The 21,457-nt window shown below is 64.0% G+C and carries 20 protein-coding genes; 15 read left to right on the forward strand and 5 right to left on the reverse strand.

The genetic code is table 11. The features are described 5' to 3' along the window. Nucleotides 1-161 precede the first annotated feature (161 nt). The 4 genes from FHS78_RS08830 to FHS78_RS08845 all read left to right on the forward strand — a co-directional run bounded on the left by FHS78_RS08830 (nt 162) and on the right by FHS78_RS08845 (nt 2,860). Nucleotides 162-341: a hypothetical protein gene (locus tag FHS78_RS08830; protein WP_167093317.1), complete on the forward strand. Its 180-nt coding sequence runs from the start codon at nt 162-164 to the stop codon at nt 339-341. A gap of 88 nt (nt 342-429) precedes the next feature. Next, on the forward strand, nt 430-684 hold the full coding sequence (locus FHS78_RS08835; protein ID WP_167093319.1) for a type II toxin-antitoxin system prevent-host-death family antitoxin: 255 nt from the start codon (nt 430-432) through the stop codon (nt 682-684). A gap of 40 nt (nt 685-724) precedes the next feature. Further along, nucleotides 725-1,120 (forward strand): hypothetical protein, encoded by a 396-nt coding sequence (locus tag FHS78_RS08840; protein WP_343041944.1) that lies wholly within the window; start codon nt 725-727, stop codon nt 1,118-1,120. Nucleotides 1,121-1,129: 9 nt separating this feature from the next. Beyond that, the gene (locus FHS78_RS08845; RefSeq protein ID WP_246220415.1) at nt 1,130-2,860 is read left to right on the forward strand and encodes a recombinase family protein; all 1,731 of its coding nucleotides are present in this window, start codon (nt 1,130-1,132) and stop codon (nt 2,858-2,860) included. On the opposite strand, the gene FHS78_RS08850 is transcribed toward FHS78_RS08845, so the two are convergent. Continuing rightward, nucleotides 2,844-3,518, reverse strand: coding sequence for a cupin domain-containing protein (locus tag FHS78_RS08850; protein ID WP_167093323.1), 675 nt, complete (start codon nt 3,516-3,518; stop codon nt 2,844-2,846). The two genes, FHS78_RS08845 and FHS78_RS08850, sit on opposite strands and share 17 nt — an antisense overlap. A 300-nt stretch (nt 3,519-3,818) precedes the next feature. On the opposite strand from FHS78_RS08850, the gene FHS78_RS08855 reads away from it, so the two are divergent. The 7 genes from FHS78_RS08855 to FHS78_RS08885 all read left to right on the forward strand — a co-directional run bounded on the left by FHS78_RS08855 (nt 3,819) and on the right by FHS78_RS08885 (nt 9,570). Continuing rightward, nucleotides 3,819-5,354: a flavin-containing monooxygenase gene (locus FHS78_RS08855; protein ID WP_167093324.1), complete on the forward strand. Its 1,536-nt coding sequence runs from the start codon at nt 3,819-3,821 to the stop codon at nt 5,352-5,354. 232 nt (nt 5,355-5,586) lie between these two features. After that, nucleotides 5,587-5,871, forward strand: coding sequence for a hypothetical protein (locus tag FHS78_RS08860; protein WP_167093326.1), 285 nt, complete (start codon nt 5,587-5,589; stop codon nt 5,869-5,871). Between the two features lie 25 nt (nt 5,872-5,896). Further along, complete coding sequence (locus FHS78_RS08865; protein WP_167093328.1) at nt 5,897-6,259, forward strand: phasin family protein; 363 nt, start codon at nt 5,897-5,899, stop codon at nt 6,257-6,259. A 147-nt stretch (nt 6,260-6,406) separates the two neighbouring features. Then, entirely contained in the window at nt 6,407-7,534 is a 1,128-nt protein-coding gene (locus tag FHS78_RS08870; protein WP_167093330.1) for a PAS domain-containing sensor histidine kinase, read from the forward strand. An 11-nt stretch (nt 7,535-7,545) separates the two neighbouring features. Continuing rightward, complete coding sequence (fixJ, locus tag FHS78_RS08875; RefSeq protein ID WP_167093332.1) at nt 7,546-8,166, forward strand: response regulator FixJ; 621 nt, start codon at nt 7,546-7,548, stop codon at nt 8,164-8,166. A gap of 141 nt (nt 8,167-8,307) precedes the next feature. Next, nucleotides 8,308-8,697 (forward strand): response regulator, encoded by a 390-nt coding sequence (locus FHS78_RS08880; RefSeq protein ID WP_167093334.1) that lies wholly within the window; start codon nt 8,308-8,310, stop codon nt 8,695-8,697. 120 nt (nt 8,698-8,817) lie between these two features. Then, the gene (locus FHS78_RS08885) at nt 8,818-9,570 is read left to right on the forward strand and encodes a helix-turn-helix domain-containing protein (RefSeq protein WP_167093336.1); all 753 of its coding nucleotides are present in this window, start codon (nt 8,818-8,820) and stop codon (nt 9,568-9,570) included. On the opposite strand, the gene modC is transcribed toward FHS78_RS08885, so the two are convergent. The 4 genes from modC to FHS78_RS19365 form a co-directional block, all read right to left on the reverse strand. After that, nucleotides 9,556-10,674, reverse strand: coding sequence for a molybdenum ABC transporter ATP-binding protein (gene modC / locus FHS78_RS08890; RefSeq protein WP_167093338.1), 1,119 nt, complete (start codon nt 10,672-10,674; stop codon nt 9,556-9,558). The genes FHS78_RS08885 and modC overlap by 15 nt on opposite strands. Then, on the reverse strand, nt 10,671-11,369 hold the full coding sequence (modB, locus tag FHS78_RS08895; RefSeq protein WP_167093340.1) for a molybdate ABC transporter permease subunit: 699 nt from the start codon (nt 11,367-11,369) through the stop codon (nt 10,671-10,673). Before modB ends, modC begins: the two co-directional genes overlap by 4 nt. A 24-nt stretch (nt 11,370-11,393) precedes the next feature. Then, the gene (gene modA, locus FHS78_RS08900) at nt 11,394-12,203 is read right to left on the reverse strand and encodes a molybdate ABC transporter substrate-binding protein (protein ID WP_343041945.1); all 810 of its coding nucleotides are present in this window, start codon (nt 12,201-12,203) and stop codon (nt 11,394-11,396) included. A 120-nt stretch (nt 12,204-12,323) separates the two neighbouring features. Next, nucleotides 12,324-13,442, reverse strand: a complete 1,119-nt coding sequence (locus FHS78_RS19365; RefSeq protein WP_246220417.1) for a winged helix DNA-binding protein — start codon at nt 13,440-13,442, stop codon at nt 12,324-12,326. Nucleotides 13,443-13,651: 209 nt separating this feature from the next. On the opposite strand from FHS78_RS19365, the gene FHS78_RS08910 reads away from it, so the two are divergent. From FHS78_RS08910 to FHS78_RS08925, 4 genes are all read left to right on the forward strand, one after another. Further along, nucleotides 13,652-16,363, forward strand: coding sequence for a cation-translocating P-type ATPase (locus tag FHS78_RS08910; protein ID WP_167093342.1), 2,712 nt, complete (start codon nt 13,652-13,654; stop codon nt 16,361-16,363). A 156-nt stretch (nt 16,364-16,519) separates the two neighbouring features. Further along, nucleotides 16,520-19,318, forward strand: coding sequence for a TonB-dependent receptor (locus FHS78_RS08915; protein ID WP_167093344.1), 2,799 nt, complete (start codon nt 16,520-16,522; stop codon nt 19,316-19,318). Nucleotides 19,319-19,326: 8 nt separating this feature from the next. After that, nucleotides 19,327-20,490, forward strand: a complete 1,164-nt coding sequence (locus tag FHS78_RS08920) for a cytochrome-c peroxidase (protein WP_167093346.1) — start codon at nt 19,327-19,329, stop codon at nt 20,488-20,490. A 167-nt stretch (nt 20,491-20,657) separates the two neighbouring features. Further along, nucleotides 20,658-21,347, forward strand: a complete 690-nt coding sequence (locus FHS78_RS08925; RefSeq protein WP_167093348.1) for a TetR/AcrR family transcriptional regulator — start codon at nt 20,658-20,660, stop codon at nt 21,345-21,347. The last annotated feature ends 110 nt before the right edge of the window (nt 21,348-21,457 follow it).

Raw genomic sequence — 21,457 nt, forward strand, 5'->3', positions numbered from 1 at the left:
TTGGCTTCAGTGCGTTCTTATACGCTCCAGCCCGCTCTTCGAAGAATCATCCGAAGAGCGCGTAAGAGGGCGCGCATAAAGGCGATTTTAGATTCTGCCACTCTGGTGAATCTCTACTTGGGTGAACTGGTCAATCGGTTCCCCCTTGGAAGGGATGCGCCATGACGAGGAGCGATCGCCAGTCGGAGCCCAGGGTGCCCGCCAATGACAACGGTCGGGCGGGTGGCGAGCCCCTCGATCCTCGCATCGGCCGCATCGCCGAGGCGATCGGCCGGCATCTGGCGCGAGAGCATGCCAAGCATCCGCCTCCGGTCAATGACAACGAGCCGCGCGATGAGTGACATGGACGGCCTTGAGCCCATCAGACTTGACAATCCTCGCATTATACGGAGAATACAGATGGTTAGAATGTTGCACGCTGAGGATATTATGGCTCGAACCACGGCGATGGAATTTCAGCGCAAGTTTGGCGAGTTCCAGCATCAGGCCCAGCGGGAGCCGGTCGAGATCACCCGCCATGGCCGGCGCGAACTGGTCCTGATGTCGGCCGACCACTATGACTGGCTGGTGGCGGCGGCGCGCCGGACCGGCCGGACGACGGAGGCGCCAGAGGTTGTCGTGGACGCCGTGCGCCGGGCCGAGATGGACCCGGAGCATGCGCCGCTGGACGACCTCATGAAGTGAGGCGGGGCCGGTGGCTCTCCCGGAGCCGAAACCGGGTCTGGTGATCCGCTACGACTATCTCTGGTCCCATGAGGCCGCCGCCGGCCGCGATCAGGGAAAGGAGCGTCCGGCTTGCCTGGTGGCAGCGAGCGACTCCAGCCTGCGCCCGCGGTTCGTGGTCATTCTGCCGATCACGCACTCGCCGCCGGACAATGACACGGTCGGCATCGAGATCCCGGCGAGGGTGAAGCAGGTGCTCGGGCTGGACGATGCGCCGAGTTGGGTGATCGTATCGGAGTACAACGTGGATGAATGGCCGAACGGCGGCCTCGCTCCGTTACCCGGCCGTCCTGACGTGTTCAGTTACGGCTTCATCCCACCGCGCCTTTTCGGGCAGGTTAAGGAGAAGTTCCTGGAATTGAGCGAGCAGCGCCGGAGCAGCGGCGTCCGCCGATAAAGGGGATTGATGACGATGATCAAGGTTGCGCTCTACGCCCGCTACTCCTCCGACAATCAGAGCGTTGCCTCGATTGATGATCAGCTCCGCGTTTGCCGCGACCACGCCGTACGCGAGAAGTGGCGCGTCGTAGACACCTACCAGGATCCGGCCATCTCGGGTGCCAGCGTGACCTTGCGGCCGGGCATTCAGGCGCTCCTGCAAGACGCCCGCCAGAGGAAGTTCGACATCGTGCTGGCCGAGGCGCTCGACCGCATCTCCCGCGACCAGGCCGATATCGCGACCTTGTTCAAGCATCTGCGCTTCGCCGGCGTGCAGATCGTCACGCTGGCCGAGGGGGACATCTCCGAGCTGCATGTCGGACTGAAAGGCACGATGAACGCGCTTTTTTTGAAGGATCTCGCGGCCAAGACCCATCGCGGTCTCCAGGGGCGCGTCGAGAAGGGCAAGGCGGGTGGGGGACTCTGCTACGGCTATGACGTTGTCAAGCGCACGAACGGCGAGGGCGAGCCGCTCCGCGGCGAGCGTGCGATCAACGAGGCCGAAGCACGGATCGTCCGGCGCATCTTCCGCGAATTTGCGGCCGGACGGAGCCCACGGGCGATCGCGGCCGACCTGAATCATGAGGGCGTTCCCGGTCCGCTCGGCCGCGCCTGGGGAGATACGACGATCCGCGGTCATGTCTCCCGCGGAACCGGCATTCTCAACAACGAGCTCTACGTCGGCGTACTCGTCTGGAACCGTCAACGCTACGTCAAGGATCCGAGCACCGGCCGGCGTGTCTCGCGGCCGAACCCCGAAACCGAATGGATCAGGACGAATGTCCCGGAGCTGCGCATCGTGGATGACGCGCTCTGGCGCGCAGCGAAAGACCGGCAGGCCGAGCTTGCGAAGCAGTTCGAGTCAACCACCATCGGAGTGCGGGAGGCGCGGGCGAAGCGCATCCATAGCTTGCGTCGGCCAGCCTTCCTGTTGTCCGGCCTGCTGACTTGTGGCTGCTGCGGCGGGAAATACGGGATCATCGCGCGTGATCGCTATGGCTGCCTGAACCACTACCGGCGCAGCACGTGCGACAACAACCGCACGGTGGCCCGGCAGGTGATCGAGCGACGGGCTCTGGCGGGCCTGCAGGACAAGCTCGTTTCGGCCGATGCCGTGGCCCGGGCAGTGCGCGCCTATGTCGAGCAGACCAACCGGCAGAACCAGGAGCGCCGTGCCCAGGGGGAGGTCGACCGTCAGGCCCTCGAGAAGATCGACCGTGCGATCCAGGGCATTATGCGGGCGATCGAAGACGGCATGTACCAGCCCTCCATGAAAACACGGATGGAGGAGTTGGAGCGGGAGAAGGCCGAGATCACGGCACGCTTGTCCGAGACGCCAGCCGACGTGCCTGACGTGCATCCGAACATCGCTGAACTTTACCGCGCGCAGGTCGCCCGGTTGACCGATGCGCTGGCGAGCCCCGATACGCATGCCGAAGCAGCCGCGGATGTTCGTGCTTTGATCGGGGAAGTGGTGATCACGCCGGGCGCGGCGAGAGGCGAGTTTACGGCCGTTTTACGCGGCGCGTTGCTTGGGATTCTGGGCTTGGTTGCCGAAGAGAAAAGCGCTCCCGGACCTGAAGTTTTAACAAACGCGGCTGCGGGCCCCCGCAACCAACATTCAAAAAAGCCCGTCAGGTTTTCGCCTGGCGGGTTTTTTGTTTTGTCCGGCCGGATGGTCTTCAGACCGGCGCGTTGACGAAGCGCAGGTGCCCTTCTTTCGTCCAGAGGCGGCAGCCCTTGTCGCCGGCGGTCAATGAAAGCGCAGCGCCGACGGGCAGGCGCAGCCATGACCATCGTCCGAACTCTTCGCCGTCTTCGGTAAAGCTGCCGTCGAGGCACAGGATCTCGATGCCGCCTTCGGGTGCGAGGTGGAGATGCGCGTTAGGGGCCAGTTCGATCAGGCGAACGGTTTCGCGGTCGTCCTTGAAGAGCGTCGTCGCTTTCGCGCCGGTCTGTCCGTCGACCGGTTCAAGCACCAGCTTGTTCGTGTCGAGTGTGATGAAGGTCCGGTCTTCCGGGGCGAACTGCCAGAGCTTCACGAAGATGGTGCAGCCCTCCGCCGCGCCCGGGCGGTGATGCGAGGTCGGCGGATTGCGCACATAGCTGCCCGCCGGATAGTCGCCATGCTCGTCCTGAAAAACGCCTTCCAGCACGAGAAATTCCTCGCCGCCGCCATGGGTGTGCTCGCTGAAGGCGCTTTCGGGCGCATAGCGGACGATGGAGGTCGCGCGCGCCACTTCCTCGCCGATGCGGTCCAGCATCTTGCGGTCCACGCCCGGCATGGGGGAGGGGATCCAGTCCTGCGCCGCGGCATGCATGGCCGCGCGCCTGTCGAAGTCGGCGTTGAGCTTCATGGTACGTCCCTGTTCGCGCCCCGATCGGCGCCTGCCGGAAACATAGGATTTTCGCGCCGCCTGTCCAGATTTCGGCCGAAACCCGCAAATTGCCGGTAGATGATCGGACGCCGGGGAAGGGTGGCGTTTTTCGTCTCACGATCCCTGCGTCAAATTGACATGACACGTTTTCAGATTGTGATTGACTGGCTCCGCACGTGAGTCAAAATCAAGTACCCACAATTTCGCGATGGAAAACCCAGCCTCGCACGCAGCTCACGGACGGCGTCGATAAGAGGCGAAACAAAAGGGAAGAAAAGAATGACAGGGACGGAAACGCTAGAAAGGCCGGCCGCGGGCGCCGGACAGACGGAACATTTCGACGTGCTGGTCGTCGGCGCCGGTGTGTCCGGCGTGGGCGCCGCCTATCACCTCCAGGACCAGTGCCCCGACCGCTCTTACGTCGTTCTCGAGACGCTGGAGAGCTTCGGCGGGACTTGGCTCACGCATAAATATCCGGGCATCCGCTCCGACAGCGACCTCTACACCTTCGGCTATCGCTTCAAGCCCTGGGTGGGCGCGCCGATCGCGTCGGCGGAAGAGATCCTGAAATATATGGGCGAGGTGATCGAGGAGAACGACATCGGCCGCCATATCCGCTACCGGCACAAGATCAATGCCGCAAGCTGGTCGAGCGAGGACAATATCTGGACCATCGAAGGCACCCGTCTGGATACGAACGAACCCTTCCGCATCACGGCGAACTTCCTCTGGATGTGCCAGGGCTATTACAAGCACGAAGAAGGCTATACGCCCGACTGGCCGGACATGGACAAGTACAAGGGCCAGATCGTCCATCCGCAGACCTGGCCGGAAGATCTCGACTACAAGGGCAAGAAGGTCATCGTCATCGGCTCCGGCGCCACGGCGGCAACCGTCGTTCCCGCCATCGCCGCCGATTGCGAGCATGTGACGCTGCTGCAGCGTTCGCCGACCTACTTCATCCCGGGCCGCAACGAGAACGAACTTGCCGACCGGCTGCGTCAGTTGCAGATCGACGAAAGCTGGATCCACGAGATCACGCGCAAGGAAATCCTGCACAATCAGGACGAGTTCACCCGCCGCTCCTTCGAGGAACCGGAAGAGGTGCGCAAGGAACTGCTCGACGCCGTGCGTCTCTTCCTGCCGGAAGAAACCGTGCAGAAGCATTTCACGCCGCGCTACCGCCCCTGGCGCCAGCGCATCGCCTTCGTGCCGGACGGCGACATCTTCCAGGGCATCGCGTCGGGCAAGGCGAGCGTCGTCACCGACGAGATCGAGCGCTTCACCGAAAAGGGCATCCTCACCAAGTCCGGCGAGGAGCTGGAAGCCGACATCGTCATCACGGCGACGGGGTTCCATCTTTCCGTGCTGGGCGACATCGACTTCGCGGTCGACGGCAAGAAGGTCGATTATGCCGACACCGTCACCTATCGCGGCATGATGTTCACCGGCGTGCCGAACCTCGTCTGGGTGTTCGGCTATTTCCGGGCGAGCTGGACGCTGCGCGTGGACCTGCTCGGCGACTTCGTCTGCCGTCTCCTCAACCACATGAAGGAGAAGGGCGTCAGCAAGGTCTCCGTCGCGCTTCGGCCGGAAGACAAGGACATGAAGCTCGGCCCCTGGATCGATCCGGAAGACTTCAATCCGGGCTATCTGATGCGCTCCATGCATCTCCTGCCGAAATGCGGCGACAAGCCGGAATGGCGTCACACGCAGGATTACTGGAAAGAGAAGGACGAGCTGCCGCTGATCGATCTCGACAGTGCCGAGTTCGTCTATGAAAAGGCGAAGACGAAGGAAAAGGCCGTCGCCTGATCCCGACCGTCCCTGAACCGACGAACCCCGCGGCCGCCACCGGCCGCGGGGTTTTTTATTTGGTTTTTATCGGGTTTTGCGCCCCGCGTGAGGCGGGCGAGGGGAGCTGCGGGGGGGGGGGGGCGAACTGCGACATTTTGACGGGGATCAAGGAGGGCCCGGTCCGCGCGGCGCAAGGTGCCGTCATCGGCGCCGTTGCGGCTGCCGGTGAAACCGGAGGAGGATCTGCGACATGACCGTTCATCGCCTGGGAGCGCTGCCCCGCAGCCGGGAAAACGCGATTATCGAAGAGGCCGGCGCCGCGCTGCCGCCGGAGGGCCTGTGGGCCGCCATCGGGCTCATCGCCGCCGTGGCCGCGCCGCTCGTCTTCGGCTGGGGCGGCGCCACCCTGCCCGCCGTGCTTTTTCTCGTGCTCTGTCCCTTCGTCGTGGCGGTCATGCTGATCGCGGATGTTGCACCGGCGAAGAAAAGCGGCGACGCTGGGGAAGGGTCAGGTCACGCCCGCGATTATCGGTGATTTCTTCTTGTTCAGGAGAATATGCATGTCTCACGCAAAGCCCGCCCGAAGCTATTTTGCCCTCTCGCCCGAAGAAAAAGCGGCTCTGGTGCAGTTCCAGATCGCCGATCCGCTGTTGGCGACGTCCCGCTGCCTTGCCGCCTGTTCGAAAGGCGTGAAGGCATGGGAAGAGGAGGTCATCCGCTTTTCCAAGGAGCGGATGGACGAGAACGCCGAGACCTTCGATACGCTGAGTACGCTGAAATCGCCGCTCGATCTGGCCTCGATGCAGCGTGAGTGGTTTCACACCGCCAGCCGCGCCTATATCGACGAGGCGTCGCATCTAATGAAAGTGGTTACAGAAACCACAGAGAGTATATGGTCTTCTGTGTCGGCGGACGGACAGTGAACCGGCTGTCGTCTTCCGCCCGCCGAGGCCATTACAGATAGCTCAAAATTGAAGTTTTTTATTGGCGGTATCTAATACTTGCCCCGGCCCGGCTGCCCATCTCATAATCCACACCTGATAATGAGAGAATGGGGTATTCGGGGCGGTATGCGGAGCGGCTCGACTTTCAAAGACACCGATAGCGCTACACTCTTTCGTATGCTGCTGGAGACCGCCGTCGACGGGATTCTCGTCATCGACGAGCGGGGCGACCTGCTCATCTACAACGATGCCTGCGAAAAGCTGTTCGGCTACCTCCCCGACGAGGTGGTCGGCCAGAATATCCGCATGCTCATGCCGGATCCCTACCGGCGCGAGCATGACGGCTATCTGAAGGCCTATCGCGATACCGGCGAAAAAAAGATCATCGGCATCGGCCGCGAGGTGATGGCCTTGCGCAAGGACGGGTCGGAATTTCCCATCTATCTTTCGGTGGGCGAGGGCCAGCTCGACGATAAGCGCGTTTTCGTCGGGATCGTTCACGACATCACGGCCAGGCGCGATGCCACGCGACAGCTTCAGGAATCGCAGGCCGAGCTCGTTCACATGTCGCGCTTCAACGAAATGGGGCAGATGACCTCATCCCTCGCCCATGAGTTGAACCAGCCGCTGGCCGCCATCATGAACTATCTCAGCGCCGCCGGGCGGACGCTCTCCCGGATGGAGGCGCCCGAGGCCGCGCGGGTGCGCGATCTGGTTCAGAAGGCGTCGGACCAGTCGGCCCGCGCGGGGCAGATCATCCGGCACCTTCGCGACTTCGTGGAAAAACGCGACCACAATCGCAGCGAGGAAGACATCAACCGGCTGGTCGAGGAAGCCGTCGATTTCGCCCTGCTGGGATCCGACGATCTGGATGTGAAAGTCGATATCGAGTTCGAAGACGGCCTGCCGCCCGTTTTCGCGGACCGTATCCAGATCCAGCAGGTCATCCTCAATCTCGCCCGGAACGCGGTGGAGGCCATGCAGGAGTGTTCGCTGCGCAGGCTGAGCGTCACGACGTCGCGCCATGACGAGGATTTCATCCGGACCAGCATCGCCGATACCGGGCCGGGCCTAGCGCCCGAGGTCGCCGAGAACCTTTTCAAGCCCTTTATCACGACCAAGGAAAAGGGTATGGGGATCGGGCTGTCCATCTGCTGGTCGATCGTCGATGCGCATGGCGGAGAGCTGTGGGCGGAAAAGAACGAGTCCGGAGGGACCAGCTTCCATTTCCGCCTGCCGTCGACACCGGATTGAGGTTTTTCTGAATGTCTGCCGAGAGCACGGTCTTCATCGTCGATGATGACGAAGCGGTCCGCGAGTCGCTGCAAGCCCTTGTGGAAACGGAAGGTTACGCCGTTCAGGCGTTCGATTCCGCGCGCGGTTTTCTCGATGGTTTCGCCTCGCCGGATATCGGATGCCTCGTCGTCGATGTGCGGATGCCGGATATGGGCGGGCTCGAGCTTCAGGCCGAACTCGTTGCGCGGGGAAACGGCCTTCCCGTGATCGTCGTGACCGGGCATGGCGACGTGCCGCTCGCCGTGCAGGCGATGAAGGCGGGCGCCGTCGATTTCATCGAGAAACCCTATAACGACCAGCAATTGCTGGACACCATCGCCCGCGCGCTGGATATGGCGCGGAACCGGCAAAGCCAGAGTTCCTTCGCCCAGGAAGCCAGAGAGCGCGTCGCCTCGCTGACGCCGAGGGAGGCCCAGGTGCTGGAGCATCTGGTCGCCGGCCGGGCGAACAAGGTGATCGCCTATGAGCTGGGCATTTCTCCCCGCACCATCGAAATCCATCGCGCCCATGTGATGGAAAAGATGCAGGCCCGCAGCCTGTCCGATCTCGTCCGCATGGCGCTCGAGGCTGGAGTCCGCACGCCCGAATAGCGCATCGTCCTCTTCTCTTTCCTGCCCCTGAACGGGGCCGCTTCAATGCCCCTATCCGGGTAAGGGTAATTCCCTATTTCCCGAAATGGCTCGCTTACCTATGTTTCAATTCAATGAAGCTCAGGGTGGCAGGAGACGTGTTTGGACATTCTCGAAGGCGCAACGGCCTATGTCGTCGATGACGACGACGCGGTGCGCGATTCAATGCGGGTACTACTGGAATCCTACGGAATGTCCGTGGAGGATTTCCCGTCCGCTTGCGCCTTTCTGAGGACCGGTCTCCGCGGCCTGACGCTTTCCTGCCTGCTGCTCGATCTCCACATGCCGGGCATGGGCGGCGTCGAGGTGCTGGAGCGGCTGCGTGCCCGGGGCGACAGCATTCCCGCCATCGTCATTACCGGCAAGGGCGATCTGGCGACGCGCTCCCGCGTGGTCGGAGCGGGCGCGCTGGATATGCTGGAAAAGCCCGTGAACGAGGAAGCGCTGGCCCATGCCATCGCGGCGGCGCTTCGCTCTTCCGCGGCGGTCTAGGGGCCTACGTAGATACCCTTAAGTGGAATTCCTGAATTTTCCGGCGCGCCTCCCGGCCTCATAGTTTCAGCATGAAAGCAGACGGGCTTTTGGAAACGGAAACGAAAAGGGGGTTTCCCAATGTCGCTTACCCATGATTTTCAGGAAGATTTCTCCTCCCGGGGCGCTGCGGAAAATGTCCTTTCCATCGGCGGCGGGAAGAGCGCCCGGCACAAGGCGTCCGCCATGGTTCGGGAGGCGCAGCCGGATGTGCTGGCCGCCGGTAATCTCGGCGTCACCATGTCCCTCGCGCGCAACAGGACGCTCTTCGAGGAAGGCGAAAAGGCGGAGTATTCTTACCGCGTCATCAGCGGGGCGGTGCGCCTGTGCAAACTGCTTCCCGACGGCCGCCGCCAGATTTCCGATTTCTGCCTGCCCGGCGACACTTTCGGTTTCATCGCGGAAGACAATTACACGCTGACGGCGGAAGCCGTGGAAGACGCGGTGCTCGTCCGCTATTCGCGCCAGACGATGGGCGAGGCCTGCAAATCCGTTCCCGCCACGAGCGAGCGTGTGCTGGCGGAAGTCCTGCGCGAACTGTCCTCGGCGAAGAGCCATCTCGTCATGCTGGGCCGCCAGACCGCGCGCGAACGCATCGCGTCTTTCCTGCTGATGGTTCTCGACCGTCAGCCTGCGGATAAATATTGCGATACCCGCGTCTACCTGCCGATGGGGCGTCAGGACATTGCCGACTATCTCGGTCTCACCATCGAGACGGTGAGCCGGGCGATCAGCGAGCTTCGTCGGTCCGGCATCGTTCGCGCGCTGTCCACGCGGGAAATCCTGATCCGCGACGTGGATGCGCTTGCCGGAATTTCCTCAGGCGCCGCCTGAGTTTTCCTCTCCTCCCCGGCGGGCATGGCGTTCGACGCTGACCGATTTGATCACGGCAAAGAGCGTCATGCCCGACCTCACCTCCAGTCTTTCGCATGATTTGCGGGTGATGCGCGACAGGAGCCGCGCATGGCCGCATGTCAGTTCGACATCGAGATAGAGGCCGTCCGCCGTCTCGCGGATCGCGGCCACGGTAGCCGCGACGATGTTGTTGGCGCTGACGCCGCGCGGTTCTTCCAGCGCCAGCATGACGTCGCTGGCTTTCACGCGCAGGCGCACCGGGCTGCCGGGCGCCGCCGTCAGGCGCGGTACCCAGAGCGTTCCGCCCTCGAAGCCGATTTCCGTCATGCCATGCGCGTCGTCCTGCGACGCCACCTTGCCGGAAATGACCGCGCCCGCTTCCAGAAAAGCGCCGCGCGGCGACAGGTCGGCGCGGGAGAGCACGTCTTCGGCGGGGCCGGAGGCCAGCACCTTTCCCTCGTCGAGAAACACCACATTGTCGGCAAGCTGCGTGACTTCCTCGATGGCGTGGCTGACCAGCAGGACGGGAATGCGCGCTTCGTCGCGCAGCCGTTCCAGAAACGGCATGATGTCGGCCTTGCGCGCCGCGTCGAGCGCGGCCATGGGTTCGTCCAGCAGCAGAATGCGCGGATTGGCCATGAGCGCCCGGCCGAGCGAGACGCGCTGGCGCTCGCCGCCGGAGAGATTGCGCGGGCGGCGCCTGGCCAGATGGTCGATGCCGAGCATGTCGAGAATGCGTTGTCTCTCGGCGGGCGGCAGCGGGTCGGGCGAGCGTTTCGCGCCGAAATCGAGATTGGCGGCGACGCTCAGATGCGGAAACAGCCGGGCCTCCTGAAAGACATAGCCGATGCGCCGCGCGCGGGCCGGCAGGTCGATGCCGGTTGCCGTGTCGAACAGGGTTTCGCCGCCGATGGCGATGCGGCCGCTCTCGGGCGTGAAGAGACCGGCGATGGCGTTGATCGTGCTCGTCTTGCCCGCGCCGGACGGGCCGAACAGGGCGGTGATGCCGGTTTCTTCCGCGGCGAAGGCGATATCGAGCGCGAAGTCGGGAAAGCGATGGCGGAGGCGAATATCGAGCGTCATGTGCCGAGCATCTTCCTGACGCGCCAGGCCGCATATTCGGCAAGGGCGAGACCGGCCAGCGCGAGCACGATGGAGAGCGCAACGAGACGCGCCGCCGCCGCTTCGCCGCCCGGCGTCTGGATGGCCGAATAGATGGCGAGCGGCAGGGTGCGGGTTTCGCCGGGAATGTTGGAGACGAAAGTGATGATGGCGCCGAATTCGCCGAGGCTCGCGGCAAAGGCGGTGATGGCGCCTGCGATGATGCCTGGCGCGGCGAGCGGCAGAGTCAGGTTCCAGAGCCGGTCGAGGGGGCCGGCGCCCAGCGTTTCGGCGGCCTCGGAAAGTTTCGGGTCGATGGCTTCCAGCGCCAGCCTTATGGCGCGGACCTGGAACGGGAAGGTGACGATCCCGGCGGCGAGTGCCGCGCCCGTCCAGCTGAAGACGAAGCGGATGCCGAATGTCGCGTCCAGCCAGTGGCCGAGCGGCGCGCGCGTGCCCAGCGTGACGAGCAGCAGATAGCCCATCACCACCGGCGGCAGGATGAGCGGCAGATGCACCAGCGCGTCGAGAACGCCCCGGCCCGGAAAGCGCCGGCGCGAGAGGAGAAGCGCCGCGCCGACGGCGAAGGGCAGCGCCACGCCGACGGCCACCAGCGAGACGCGCAGGCTCAGTGCCAGCGCCTCGATCTCGGCATCGCTCAGCCAGCCATGCAGCATGTTCGCAGCGTCCCTTGGCGGTTGTCAGTTCCGGCGGAAGCCGAAGCGTTCGAATATGGCAAGTCCGTCGTCGCTTGTCAGGAAGCTCAGAAAGTCTTTCGCCTCGTCGTTATCGCCACCCTTGACCAGGGCGAAGGGGTAGGTGACGGGCGTGTGGCTCTTGTCGGGGAAGGCGGCGACCACCCGCACCTTCGCAATCCGCGCATCGGTCGCATAGACGATGCCATAGGGCGCTTCGCCGCGTTCGACCAGCGCCAGCGCGGCGCGCACATTGTCGGCGGCGGCCAGACGCGGTTCGAGGGTTTTCCACAGGCCCAGATGTTCCAGCGCCTCCTTGCCATAGATGCCCGCGGGCACATGGGCCGGGTCGCCCATGGCGAGGCGGCCCTGTGCACCGAGAAGTGCCGGCAGGTTGTCGATGGTTTCGTCTTTCGGCGGTGCGCCGGTTTCCGGGGCGATCAGCACCAGCCCGTTCGCGATGGGGCTCGTTCTGGTGCCGGGAAGGATGAGGCCGCGCGTTTCCAGACGGTCCATCCATTTTTCATTGGCGGAGGCATAGAGATCGGCGGGCGCGCCGGCCTCGATCTGGCGGGCGAGGGTGGAGGAGGAGGCAAAGGAAAACCGGATTTCCGTGCCGGTCCTTTCTTCATAGGCACGGCCGGCCGCCGTCATTGCATCGGTCAGGCTCGCGGCGGCGAAGACGGTCGGCGGTTCGGCCATGGCCGGGCGCGCCGCGAGCGCCATGGCGCCCAGCAGGACGCCGAGCAGAATGCCCGGCGCAGTGCGCGCGGTCGCCTTGCGCCATCCGGTGAAAGTCTTGGTGAAAAGCGACACGGGCGGTCCCTCCTACCATGCGTTATATCCTGATGAATATTCCGCATGGCGGGCGAGGAATTGCAAGGAGGAAGCCGCCCGTTCCGGTTTTTCGCCGTTTCGGGGTGCCCGCGCCGGCGGTCAGGCGCGGGACTGAAGGGGCGCCGCTACGGCTTCGCTCGTATGGGCGGCGGCTTGCGTTTCCGCGAGCTGGGGTGCTTTGGGCATCCGGTTCGTCACGCTGGCGACATAGGCCATCATCTGTGCGAAGGCGTCGTCGGTCAGTTCCACGAAGACGCGCCGTCCGTCCTCGGGGTCGCGGACGCGGGTCGCCAGGTTTTCGGCCACGAGATCGCCGATGCGGCGCAGCGCCGTGGTGGCGGGCACATTGGCCGCGATGCACAGGCTCGATACCGATACGCGCTTGCTGGACAGCCGGGCCTCGGCGAGGTCGAGCAGCATGTCCCAGGCGGGGTCGGAAAACAGCTTGCCGGGCAGGTAGTTGGACCGGGTGCCGGACAATTCGATCAGGGCGCGGACCCATCGGCGCATCTGGGCCTGGTCGAGCGAGGGATCTCCCGCCGTGCCGCCCCGCCGGGCCGCGCCGAGCGAGACGAGCGTGCCCGAAACGGCGCCGTTGACGCCGCCATTGCCCGCATTGCCGTCGGTCTTGCGGGAGGCGTCGTCCAGCCGGTCGAGAACGCCCAGCATGTTGGAGGTCCGGGCCATCATCAGCTCCGCTTCGGAGCGGATCGTGTCGGTGAAATAGGCGATATGGCAAAGCTCGTTCAGCTTCCGCACGCCGTCCTGATAGGCCGCGGCGAGGTCTTCCTCGGCGAAGGGGTGCGGCAGGCTCGACCATGAGGTGCTGCGGCCCAGCCGGGAGACGGTGCGCGGGCAAAGCTGGGTCGCCAGCAGGATGATATGGGTGCGGCTGCGGGCCTCGCTGCCGGCGCAGGCATGGTGGATCCGGGTGATCCATTCCTCCGCGGAGAGGCCGGAAAGCGCGTCGTCGGCGTCGTTCCCCTGGTCGGGCAGCAGCGAAACCAGCAGGAGACGCGGGTCGTTGCCCCGGCCGATCGTCTCCAGAAAGGCCGCGCGCGTGGGCGGGGCTTCCCATGAAAAATGGCCGGCTCGCTCTGTCAGCTGGAGCGCATTGGCGGTTTGTCCGGCAAGGGTCAACGCCGAGGCGAAGGCCGGATCGACAATTACGGCGGATGATTGGGCCGCAGCGAGGCTTCCCTGAAAAAGGCTATTCATATCGGACCCCCATTAACCATAGACTCAGTGTTGTTACACCTATAACGCCACGACTTTAGTTCTATACAAGAGGTATAGTCGTAAATTTTTGGTTATAGGCCCGGATGTGACAATTTGGGGGTGGTCGCGGCGCCGCGCGTGTCGCATTTATCATGTGTCCAGGCAGGGGCATTCTGCGCAACCGAGTGGAAAGCGGCGGGGCTTTGTGAATGAGTGAGTATCGGACTGGAACGCAGCGGCCCTGGCACGCCATGGAGGAAGGCGATGTCCTGAACGCCCTGGCGACTCAGGGCGACGGGCTCGGCGAGGAGGACGCGGCGCGCCGGCTGGAGAGCCATGGCCCGAACAGCCTGCCCGAAACCAAACAGCGCGGGCCCCTGCGGCGGTTCCTCGACCAGTTCCGGAATGTCCTCATCTATGTGCTGCTGGCGGCGGCGGCCGTCACGGGCGCCATCGGGCATTTCACGGATGCGATGGTCATTCTGGGCGTCGTCTTCATCAACGCGATCATCGGTTTCATTCAGGAGGGCAGGGCCGAGGCCGCGCTCGATGCCATTCGCGAGATGCTTGCGCCGCTTGCCACGGTCCGGCGCGACGGCGCGCGGCGCCAGATCGCGGCCCGGGAACTCGTCCCCGGCGACATCGTGCTGCTCGATCCGGGCGACCGGGTGCCGGCCGATCTCCGGCTGCTGGGCGCGCGCGGTCTTGAAATACAGGAGGCCGCGCTGACGGGCGAATCCCTGCCCGTGGCGAAGAATACGACACCCCACGCGCCGGAGACGCCCATGGCGGACCGGCACGACATGGCCTATTCGAGCACGCTCGTCACGCGCGGCGGGGGCGAAGGCGTGGTCGTGGCGACCGGCCAGGAAAGCGAAATGGGCCGGATCGGCCGGATGATCGCCGAAGCGGAGAGCATGGAAACGCCGCTGATGAAGCGGCTGCGGAAATTCGGCGGGCAGCTCACCGTCGTGATCGGCGCGGTCGCCGTCGCGGCGGTCCTGTTCGGGACGCTCGTTCGCGGATATGCGCTGCAGGAGATGTTCCTGGCCGCGGTGGCGATTGCCGTGGCGGCGATCCCCGAAGGCCTGCCCGCCATCATGACCATCGCACTGGCCATCGGCGTGCAGCGCATGGCCTCGCGCAACGCCATCATCCGCTATCTGCCCGCCGTGGAGGCGCTGGGCTCCGTCACCGTCATCTGCACCGACAAGACCGGTACGCTCACTTTCAACCAGATGATGGTGGAGCGCGTGGTGACGCCCGGCGGCCGGCACGATTTCAGCGGCAACGGATATGAGCCGGAAGGCCGCCTGTCGACGGATGGCGACGGCGATCTCGCGGAAGCGGAGGTGCGGCGCCTGCTCGGGGCGGGGGCGCTCTGCTCGGATGCCGCGCTCGAAAAGCGGGCCGGGGGATGGGCCGTGCAGGGCGATCCCCTGGAAGGGGCGATCCTCGCCGCAGCTCCCAAGGTCGGCCTCGATACGCAGGCGCTCGACCTTGCCCGGCCGCGGCTGGACGTCGTGCCCTTCGAATCCCGGCGGCGCCTGATGGCGGTCCTGACCGCACCGGACGGGGCGCAGGGCGCGGAACTGATCGTCAAGGGTGCGCCGGAGACCGTGCTTGCCATTTGCGACCGCCAGCCCGGCGGCGCGGGCGAGCAGCCGCTGGACCGGCCCTATTGGGACGCGGAAATGCATCGCCTGATGGAGGAAGGCTACCGGGTCATCGCGGTCGCCGGGCGCGCAGCGGAGGAGGGGAAGGCGGATATTCTCGAGGACGATCTCGAAGGCGGTTTCGTGCTTCTGGGCATGCTCGGCCTTTCCGACCCGCCGAGACCGGAAGCGGTGAAGGCGGTGGCCGCCTGCCGGAGCGCGGGGATCGACGTCAAGATGATCACCGGCGACCATCCGGCGACGGCCGAGGCGATTGCGCGGCGCGTGGGACTTTCGGGCGACACGGTCGTGACGGGGACGGAGATCGACGGTCTCGACGACGAGGGCTTGCGGGCCTGCGTTGCCGGGGCGGATGTCTTCGCCCGCACCACGCCCGAACATAAATTGAGGCTGGTGAATGCCCTGCAGGCGCGCGGCGAGCTCGTGGCGATGACCGGCGACGGCGTCAACGATGCGCCGGCGCTGACCCGGGCCGATATCGGCATTGCCATGGGCGCGCGCGGCACGGAGGCCGCGAAGGACGCTTCCGCCATGGTGCTGGCCGACGACAATTTCGCGTCCATCGTCAGCGCGGTGGAAGAGGGGCGTACCGTCTATGAGAACCTGAAGAAGTCCATCGTCTTCATCCTGCCGACCAGCGGCGGCGAGGCGATGGTGCTGATCGGCGCCATTCTGGCGGGCACGATGCTGCCCGTCACCGCGGTCCAGATCCTGTGGGTGAACATGGTGACGACGGTCACGCTCGCGCTTGCGCTTGCGTTCGAGCCGGCCGGCAAGGACATCATGATCCAGCGCCCCCGTCCGGCGGGCGAGGCGCTGATCTCGGGCCGCCTCATATGGCGCACCGCCTTCGTCTCCCTGCTGATGATGGCGGGCATCTTCGCGGTGTTTTTCGGCTTCGGCGGGGCCGCCGCGTCGCTGGAGCACCGGCAGACCCTGGCGGTCAACCTGCTGGTCGCCTTCGAAGCGTTCTATCTGCTGAACTGCCGGGAGCTGCGCCTGTCGCTGTTCCGCGCCGATTGGGGGCGCGGCGCGCGGCCCGTTTTCGCGGCCGTCATTGCCGTTTTCGCGTTGCAGGCCGCCTTTACCTACTGGCCGCCCGCCCAGGCGCTGTTCGGCACCGCCCCGCTGGCGCCTTTCGATTGGCTGGTGCTCGTCGCGGCGGGTCTGGCCCTGCTCGTTATCGTCGAAGCCGACAAGGCGCTCTGGCGTCTGGCCGGCAGGAAAACGGGGGATGCGGGATGATTTCGCACTTTCCCGAATTCTGATATGCGAATGACTTGCATTTTCATTGACAACGGGAAGGCCTTTTTCTAGGTTCCCTTCGCGTTTTCCACATGGAGGACGTGAAACCCGCCCTCATGGAGGGCGGCGTCAGTTTCCAGGGGGGCACCTGGGTCTTTGCAGGGGATCGTGAGGTCCGCGCCTTGGGGGCGTGGGCGAAGACCTCTGCCGGTTCCGCCGCGACCGGTCTCCGCCCTCCGCAGTGTGAAGGGGGTCTTCATGAAATCTTTGGCAACAGGCATGCCGGCGCGCCGGCGGCGATGGGTCGGTCCGGGCGTTCTCGCGCTGGCCGTTCTGATTTCCGCGCCCGCTTTCGGGCAGGAATCCGGGGAGGCGGATGCAACCCGGAACGAGGCTGCCGACGAATCGGACAAGACCGAGGCGAACAAGGCATCCGATGACGCGAAAAGCGCGGCCAAAGACGACACAGTGACGCATCCGATCCGCGTAACGGCGGACCAGGCGTGGGAAGCGCTTGGTGGCGGCGTCGGCGATTCCGGCACGACGGTGCTGGGCCGAGACAGCTTCGATGTGCGCACCAACGGCTCGAGCGATGCAAACAGCTTCCTGCGCAGCATGCCCAACGTTCAGTATGTGAATGATATCGATGAGGATCCCGGTGAGGACCAGGAAGACGTCATCAACCTTCAGCCCAAGGAGTTTTCGATCTCGGGCGGGCGACCTTATGAGAACAATATCATTCTCAATGGGGTTGGCATCAACACCTATTCGGGCAGTGTGGAGCGCACGGAAGACGAACTAACCACGGATGACGGATTGCCGAATGCCGATCTGATTTATGGCTTGCATTCGCAGTCCATCTTCGTCCCGAGTTCCATGGTCGACCATGTGACGGTGATCGACAGCAACGCTTCTGCGAAGTATGGCAATTTCCAGGGTGGTGTCGTGGCCTATGACCTCCTTGAACCACCGAAAGACAGGTATCGCGCCGGCATAGAGGGCAACTATCAGGACGATAGTTTCGTTCACTACAAGGTGGCGACGGATGATGAGCAAAACCCGTTGGGTCGCGAGCATCCCGAGTTTCATCGCCACGACAAGGCGGCCTGGGTCGGCGGGCCCGTGACCGATCGGTTCCGCTGGATTGGCGGGGTGAGTCTTTCGGAGGCCGACACGCGCAAGCAGCGGGACTACAAATATTATTCGGGTTGGGTCGATGAAAACTCGGAAAGCCTTTTCGCGAATGGTGCCGCTGTTCTCGATACGCAATTCGGCGAGTTCAAGCTGGAAGGCTCGTTGACCGATTATCATCAGGATTTCGAAAGCCCGACCCATCTCGACTTGCGCAATGACGTCGACACCTTTTCCTACACAACGCAATTGCGTCACCGCGCAAAACTGGGCACGTTGAAGGCTGGGGCCGTCGACCTTTCCAATGTCGGTGTCGAGACGATTGTTTTCTTCAACGATGCGTCCACCGAGAATCAGTCCAATTCGAACGAGCTGCATTCCTATACGTTGAAGGAAAGCAGCGGTTGGCTGTCGAGCGAACTGGGTTCCTGGTGTCGAGACAATCCGTCGGACACGCGGATCACCTGTTATCGGGGCGGCTATGGCGACCGCAAACAGGCTGAAACGCAAACGGGCGCGAAGACGGAAATTTCCGGCGAAGTCGGCGCAGGGACCTTTATTGCAGGAACGGGCGTGACCGAAGTGGAAGCAAACCGCGTCCGGCCGGAAGACTTTACCTTCTATTCCGCAGTCGAGACGATCGACGATGCCCAGCCTGCGGCCTTTTCGTCCTTTATCTGTCCGACTGACGACCCGCAGTGCTCACCGGAGCAGTATGCCGACATTCGGACGATCTGGTCGGCCTATGACATCACGGCCAGAATGACATTGGCCGATGCCTTTGCCGAAGTCTCACAGACATGGGACTGGTTCGGTTTTCGCGCGGGCGTGCGCGGCGATTACAACGACTACTTTGATAATTTCGATGTCGCGCCCCGGCTTACCGCGATGGTAATGCCGTTCCAAGATCTGAAACTTGAGGCGGGCTACAACCGCTACTATTCGATGAAGCAAGTGCTGGCCATGGCGGTGCGCGATAAGCAGCCGCGTGGTCAAGCTTATCGGCGTTCGCACGATTCTGCGGGCAATGTCGATGGGACGTGGTCGCAGCTCGGTAGTACCGGCGACTATATCGCCAGCGCGCAGGGCCTGAAGACGCCTTATGTCGACGAATACACCTTAGCCCTGCTGACGGAAGATCCCTTCCTGCATGGCGATCTGCGCCTTCGCTATATCGACCGGCACTCGAGGGACCAGTATGCGACTTCGCATAGCAGCAGTTCCACCAAGGCCTATCTGACGAATGACGGGTCGGGGCGGTATCGTGCCTTGACGCTCGAATATGCGAAGGGCTGGCAAGTGGACGATTTTTATCGCCTGAGCGGGCTGGGGTTCAGTGGGTCGCTGACTTGGTCGGACAGGGAGATTTCGACCAACACCTACTACTACAGCGACGGCGCGGACGAATACATCTACTACAATGGCGAGAGTTATACGCGCGAGACCTTCAACAAGGTCACCGGCAATCTCGACATACCAGTGAAGGTCAATCTCGCCATGCTCTCGCGGTGGTTCGACAACAGATTCGAGGCAGGCCTGTCTGCCGATTTGCTCATGCCTTATCAGGGCGTAAGAGACACGGGCTCGACCATTTCGGTAGGAGGTGTTAGCCATGACCTCTACGAGGATCATGATTATGGCGCGACGCTGAATGTGGATGCTGTGGCCAGAGCCATGCTCTGGAAATGGGGAGAAAATGATGGTCTGGCGCTGGAGTTGAAGGTGACGAATCTTCTCGATACCGCCGGTAACAGGGTGGCGACCGACAATAATCCCTTCGTTCGGGGACGAGCCTTCTGGATCGGCGCGTCGGCGACGTTCTGAGGATGACAATGCGGTCCGGTCTTACCCTTCTTGTTGCGCTTTGCGGCCTGTTGTTCCTCGGCGGCATCGCGGTTCTTGTGGCGGGACCGGACCTCAACCATGACGAAGCTGTGGAAAGGGCGCGGCTTGCCGCGTCCTTTCCGGCCGATCCCGATGAGGGGCAGCTCGCGGCGCTGAAAGCGGTCTATGCCGCGCCGTCGGCGGAGTGGCCGGCGCCCCGGCTTGCCGAGGGGGCGGCGTTTCGCGAACTCGCCGCGCTCAAGATCGAGCCGCGACCGGAAGGCGAGGCGGCGGAACTCGCACGGCTGGGACAGGACCTTTTCGAGGATCCGCGTCTGTCGCGCTCCGGCCAGATCGCCTGCCAGAACTGCCATAACAGGCGTCTGGGATGGGGCGACGGCCTGCCGACCTCCTTCGGCCATGATCGCCGGCAGGGGCGGCGCAATGCGCTCTCCCTTTTCAATGCGGGATACCGCGAAACGCTTTTCTGGGACGGGCGCGCCGGCAGTCTGGGCGAGCAGGCGCTGGGCCCGCTTACCGATCCGGCCGAAATGGCCAATCACGATCTGGGCGGGATCGCCGCGCGGATCGCCGATGCGCCCGAATATCGCGACCGGTTCCGCACCCTTTTCGGCGGCGAGGAGGTAGGGCTCGACGATCTTCTGACCGCCCTGGCCGCGTTTCAGATGACGCTGGAGCGCCGGACCCGGTTCGACCTTTTCATGGCGGGCAACAAGGCGGCGCTCACCGCGCAGGAAGTCTGGGGCCTGCATCTCTTCCGCACCAAGGCGGGCTGCGCCAACTGCCATAACGGCCCGCTCTTTGCCGACGAGAAGTTTCACAATCTCGGTCTCAGCTATTACGGGCGCAAGCTGGAGGATCTGGGGCGCTATGAAGTCACCGGCGATCCGGCGGATGCGGGCGGCTTTCGCACCGCCAGCCTGCGGCATGTCAGCCGCACCGGGCCCTATATGCATAATGGCGTGTTTCCGAGCCTCGAAGGGCTGGTGAACCTCTATGCCGCGGGGGGCGGGCGCGTCTCGCCCAAACGGGGGAAGGGGACGGACGATCCCCTTATCGGGCATTTGCTGGAGAATTCCCCGCTTCTCCACACATTCGAGCTGACCTCGCGGGAGCGCGACGCCCTCGTCGCCTTCCTGAATTCGCTCTAGCGCGGCTTTCCCCGCTTGCCCCTCGCCCCCGGGTGTGGCGAAGCGTCTCCACCCGTTTTCCCGCCTGTTTTCCGGCGCGCATTCATGGCATGACTGCCAGCCGTCGGCACCGGCGGGCGCGGGGCGCGGCCGTTTGTTTCTGACAACACCGTATGTCAATATATCGCATGATCATGGATGAAGAACGGAACGTCGCCGAAAGGACGGGCGCCGCGGCGGAGGCCGGGGCGGCCACGGGAACGGCCGCGCGGCGGTATCGCGGCGCGGCGCTGGCCGAGCGCAAGGCCGTCCGCCGGGCGCAGCTGATCGAGGCGGGGCTGGAGGTCTTCGGCACGGTGGGCTATGCGCAGGCGACGGTGAAGATGATCTGCGCGGAAGCCGGGCTTACCGAGCGCTATTTCTACGAATCCTTCGCCAATCGCGAGGCCTTTTTCGCCGCCGTCTACGACCGCGTGGCGGAAATCATCGGCGGCTTGATGAACGAGGCCATCGAGGCGGCGCCGCAGGAGCCGGACGCCAAGGCGAAGGCGCTGATCGACGCCTATTTCGGCAAGATCGAACAGGATCCGAAATTCGCGCGCATCCTGCTGCTCGAAGTGATCGGCGTGAGCCATGAGCTTGAGAGCATCTATCGCGCGGCCATGCAGCTCTTCACCGACCTGGTGCGCGAGCGCCTGCCGGAACTGCTGCAGGCGGCGGTCGCCCGCAAGGCCGATCCGGATGTGGTGGCGGCGGGGCTTGTCGGCGCCATCGTGCATGTCGCCATGCGCTGGGTCATCTCCGACTATGAAAAGCCCCGGGAAGACGTGACCCAGGGCCTCATGGAAATCTTCCGCGCCGTCGCGCAGGAAGGCTGACGCCCGCGACGATAGGTCCCCGACAAACTTCGTGCCGGTCCGCCAGCGAGCGCTTGGCATTCGCGGTGCGCGGGCGCACACTCGCGGGCGAGCGGGGGTGGGCATGAAGC

Origin of the sequence: Parvibaculum indicum (assembly GCF_011762095.1) — a bacterium.
Classification (GTDB): domain Bacteria; phylum Pseudomonadota; class Alphaproteobacteria; order Parvibaculales; family Parvibaculaceae; genus Parvibaculum; species Parvibaculum indicum.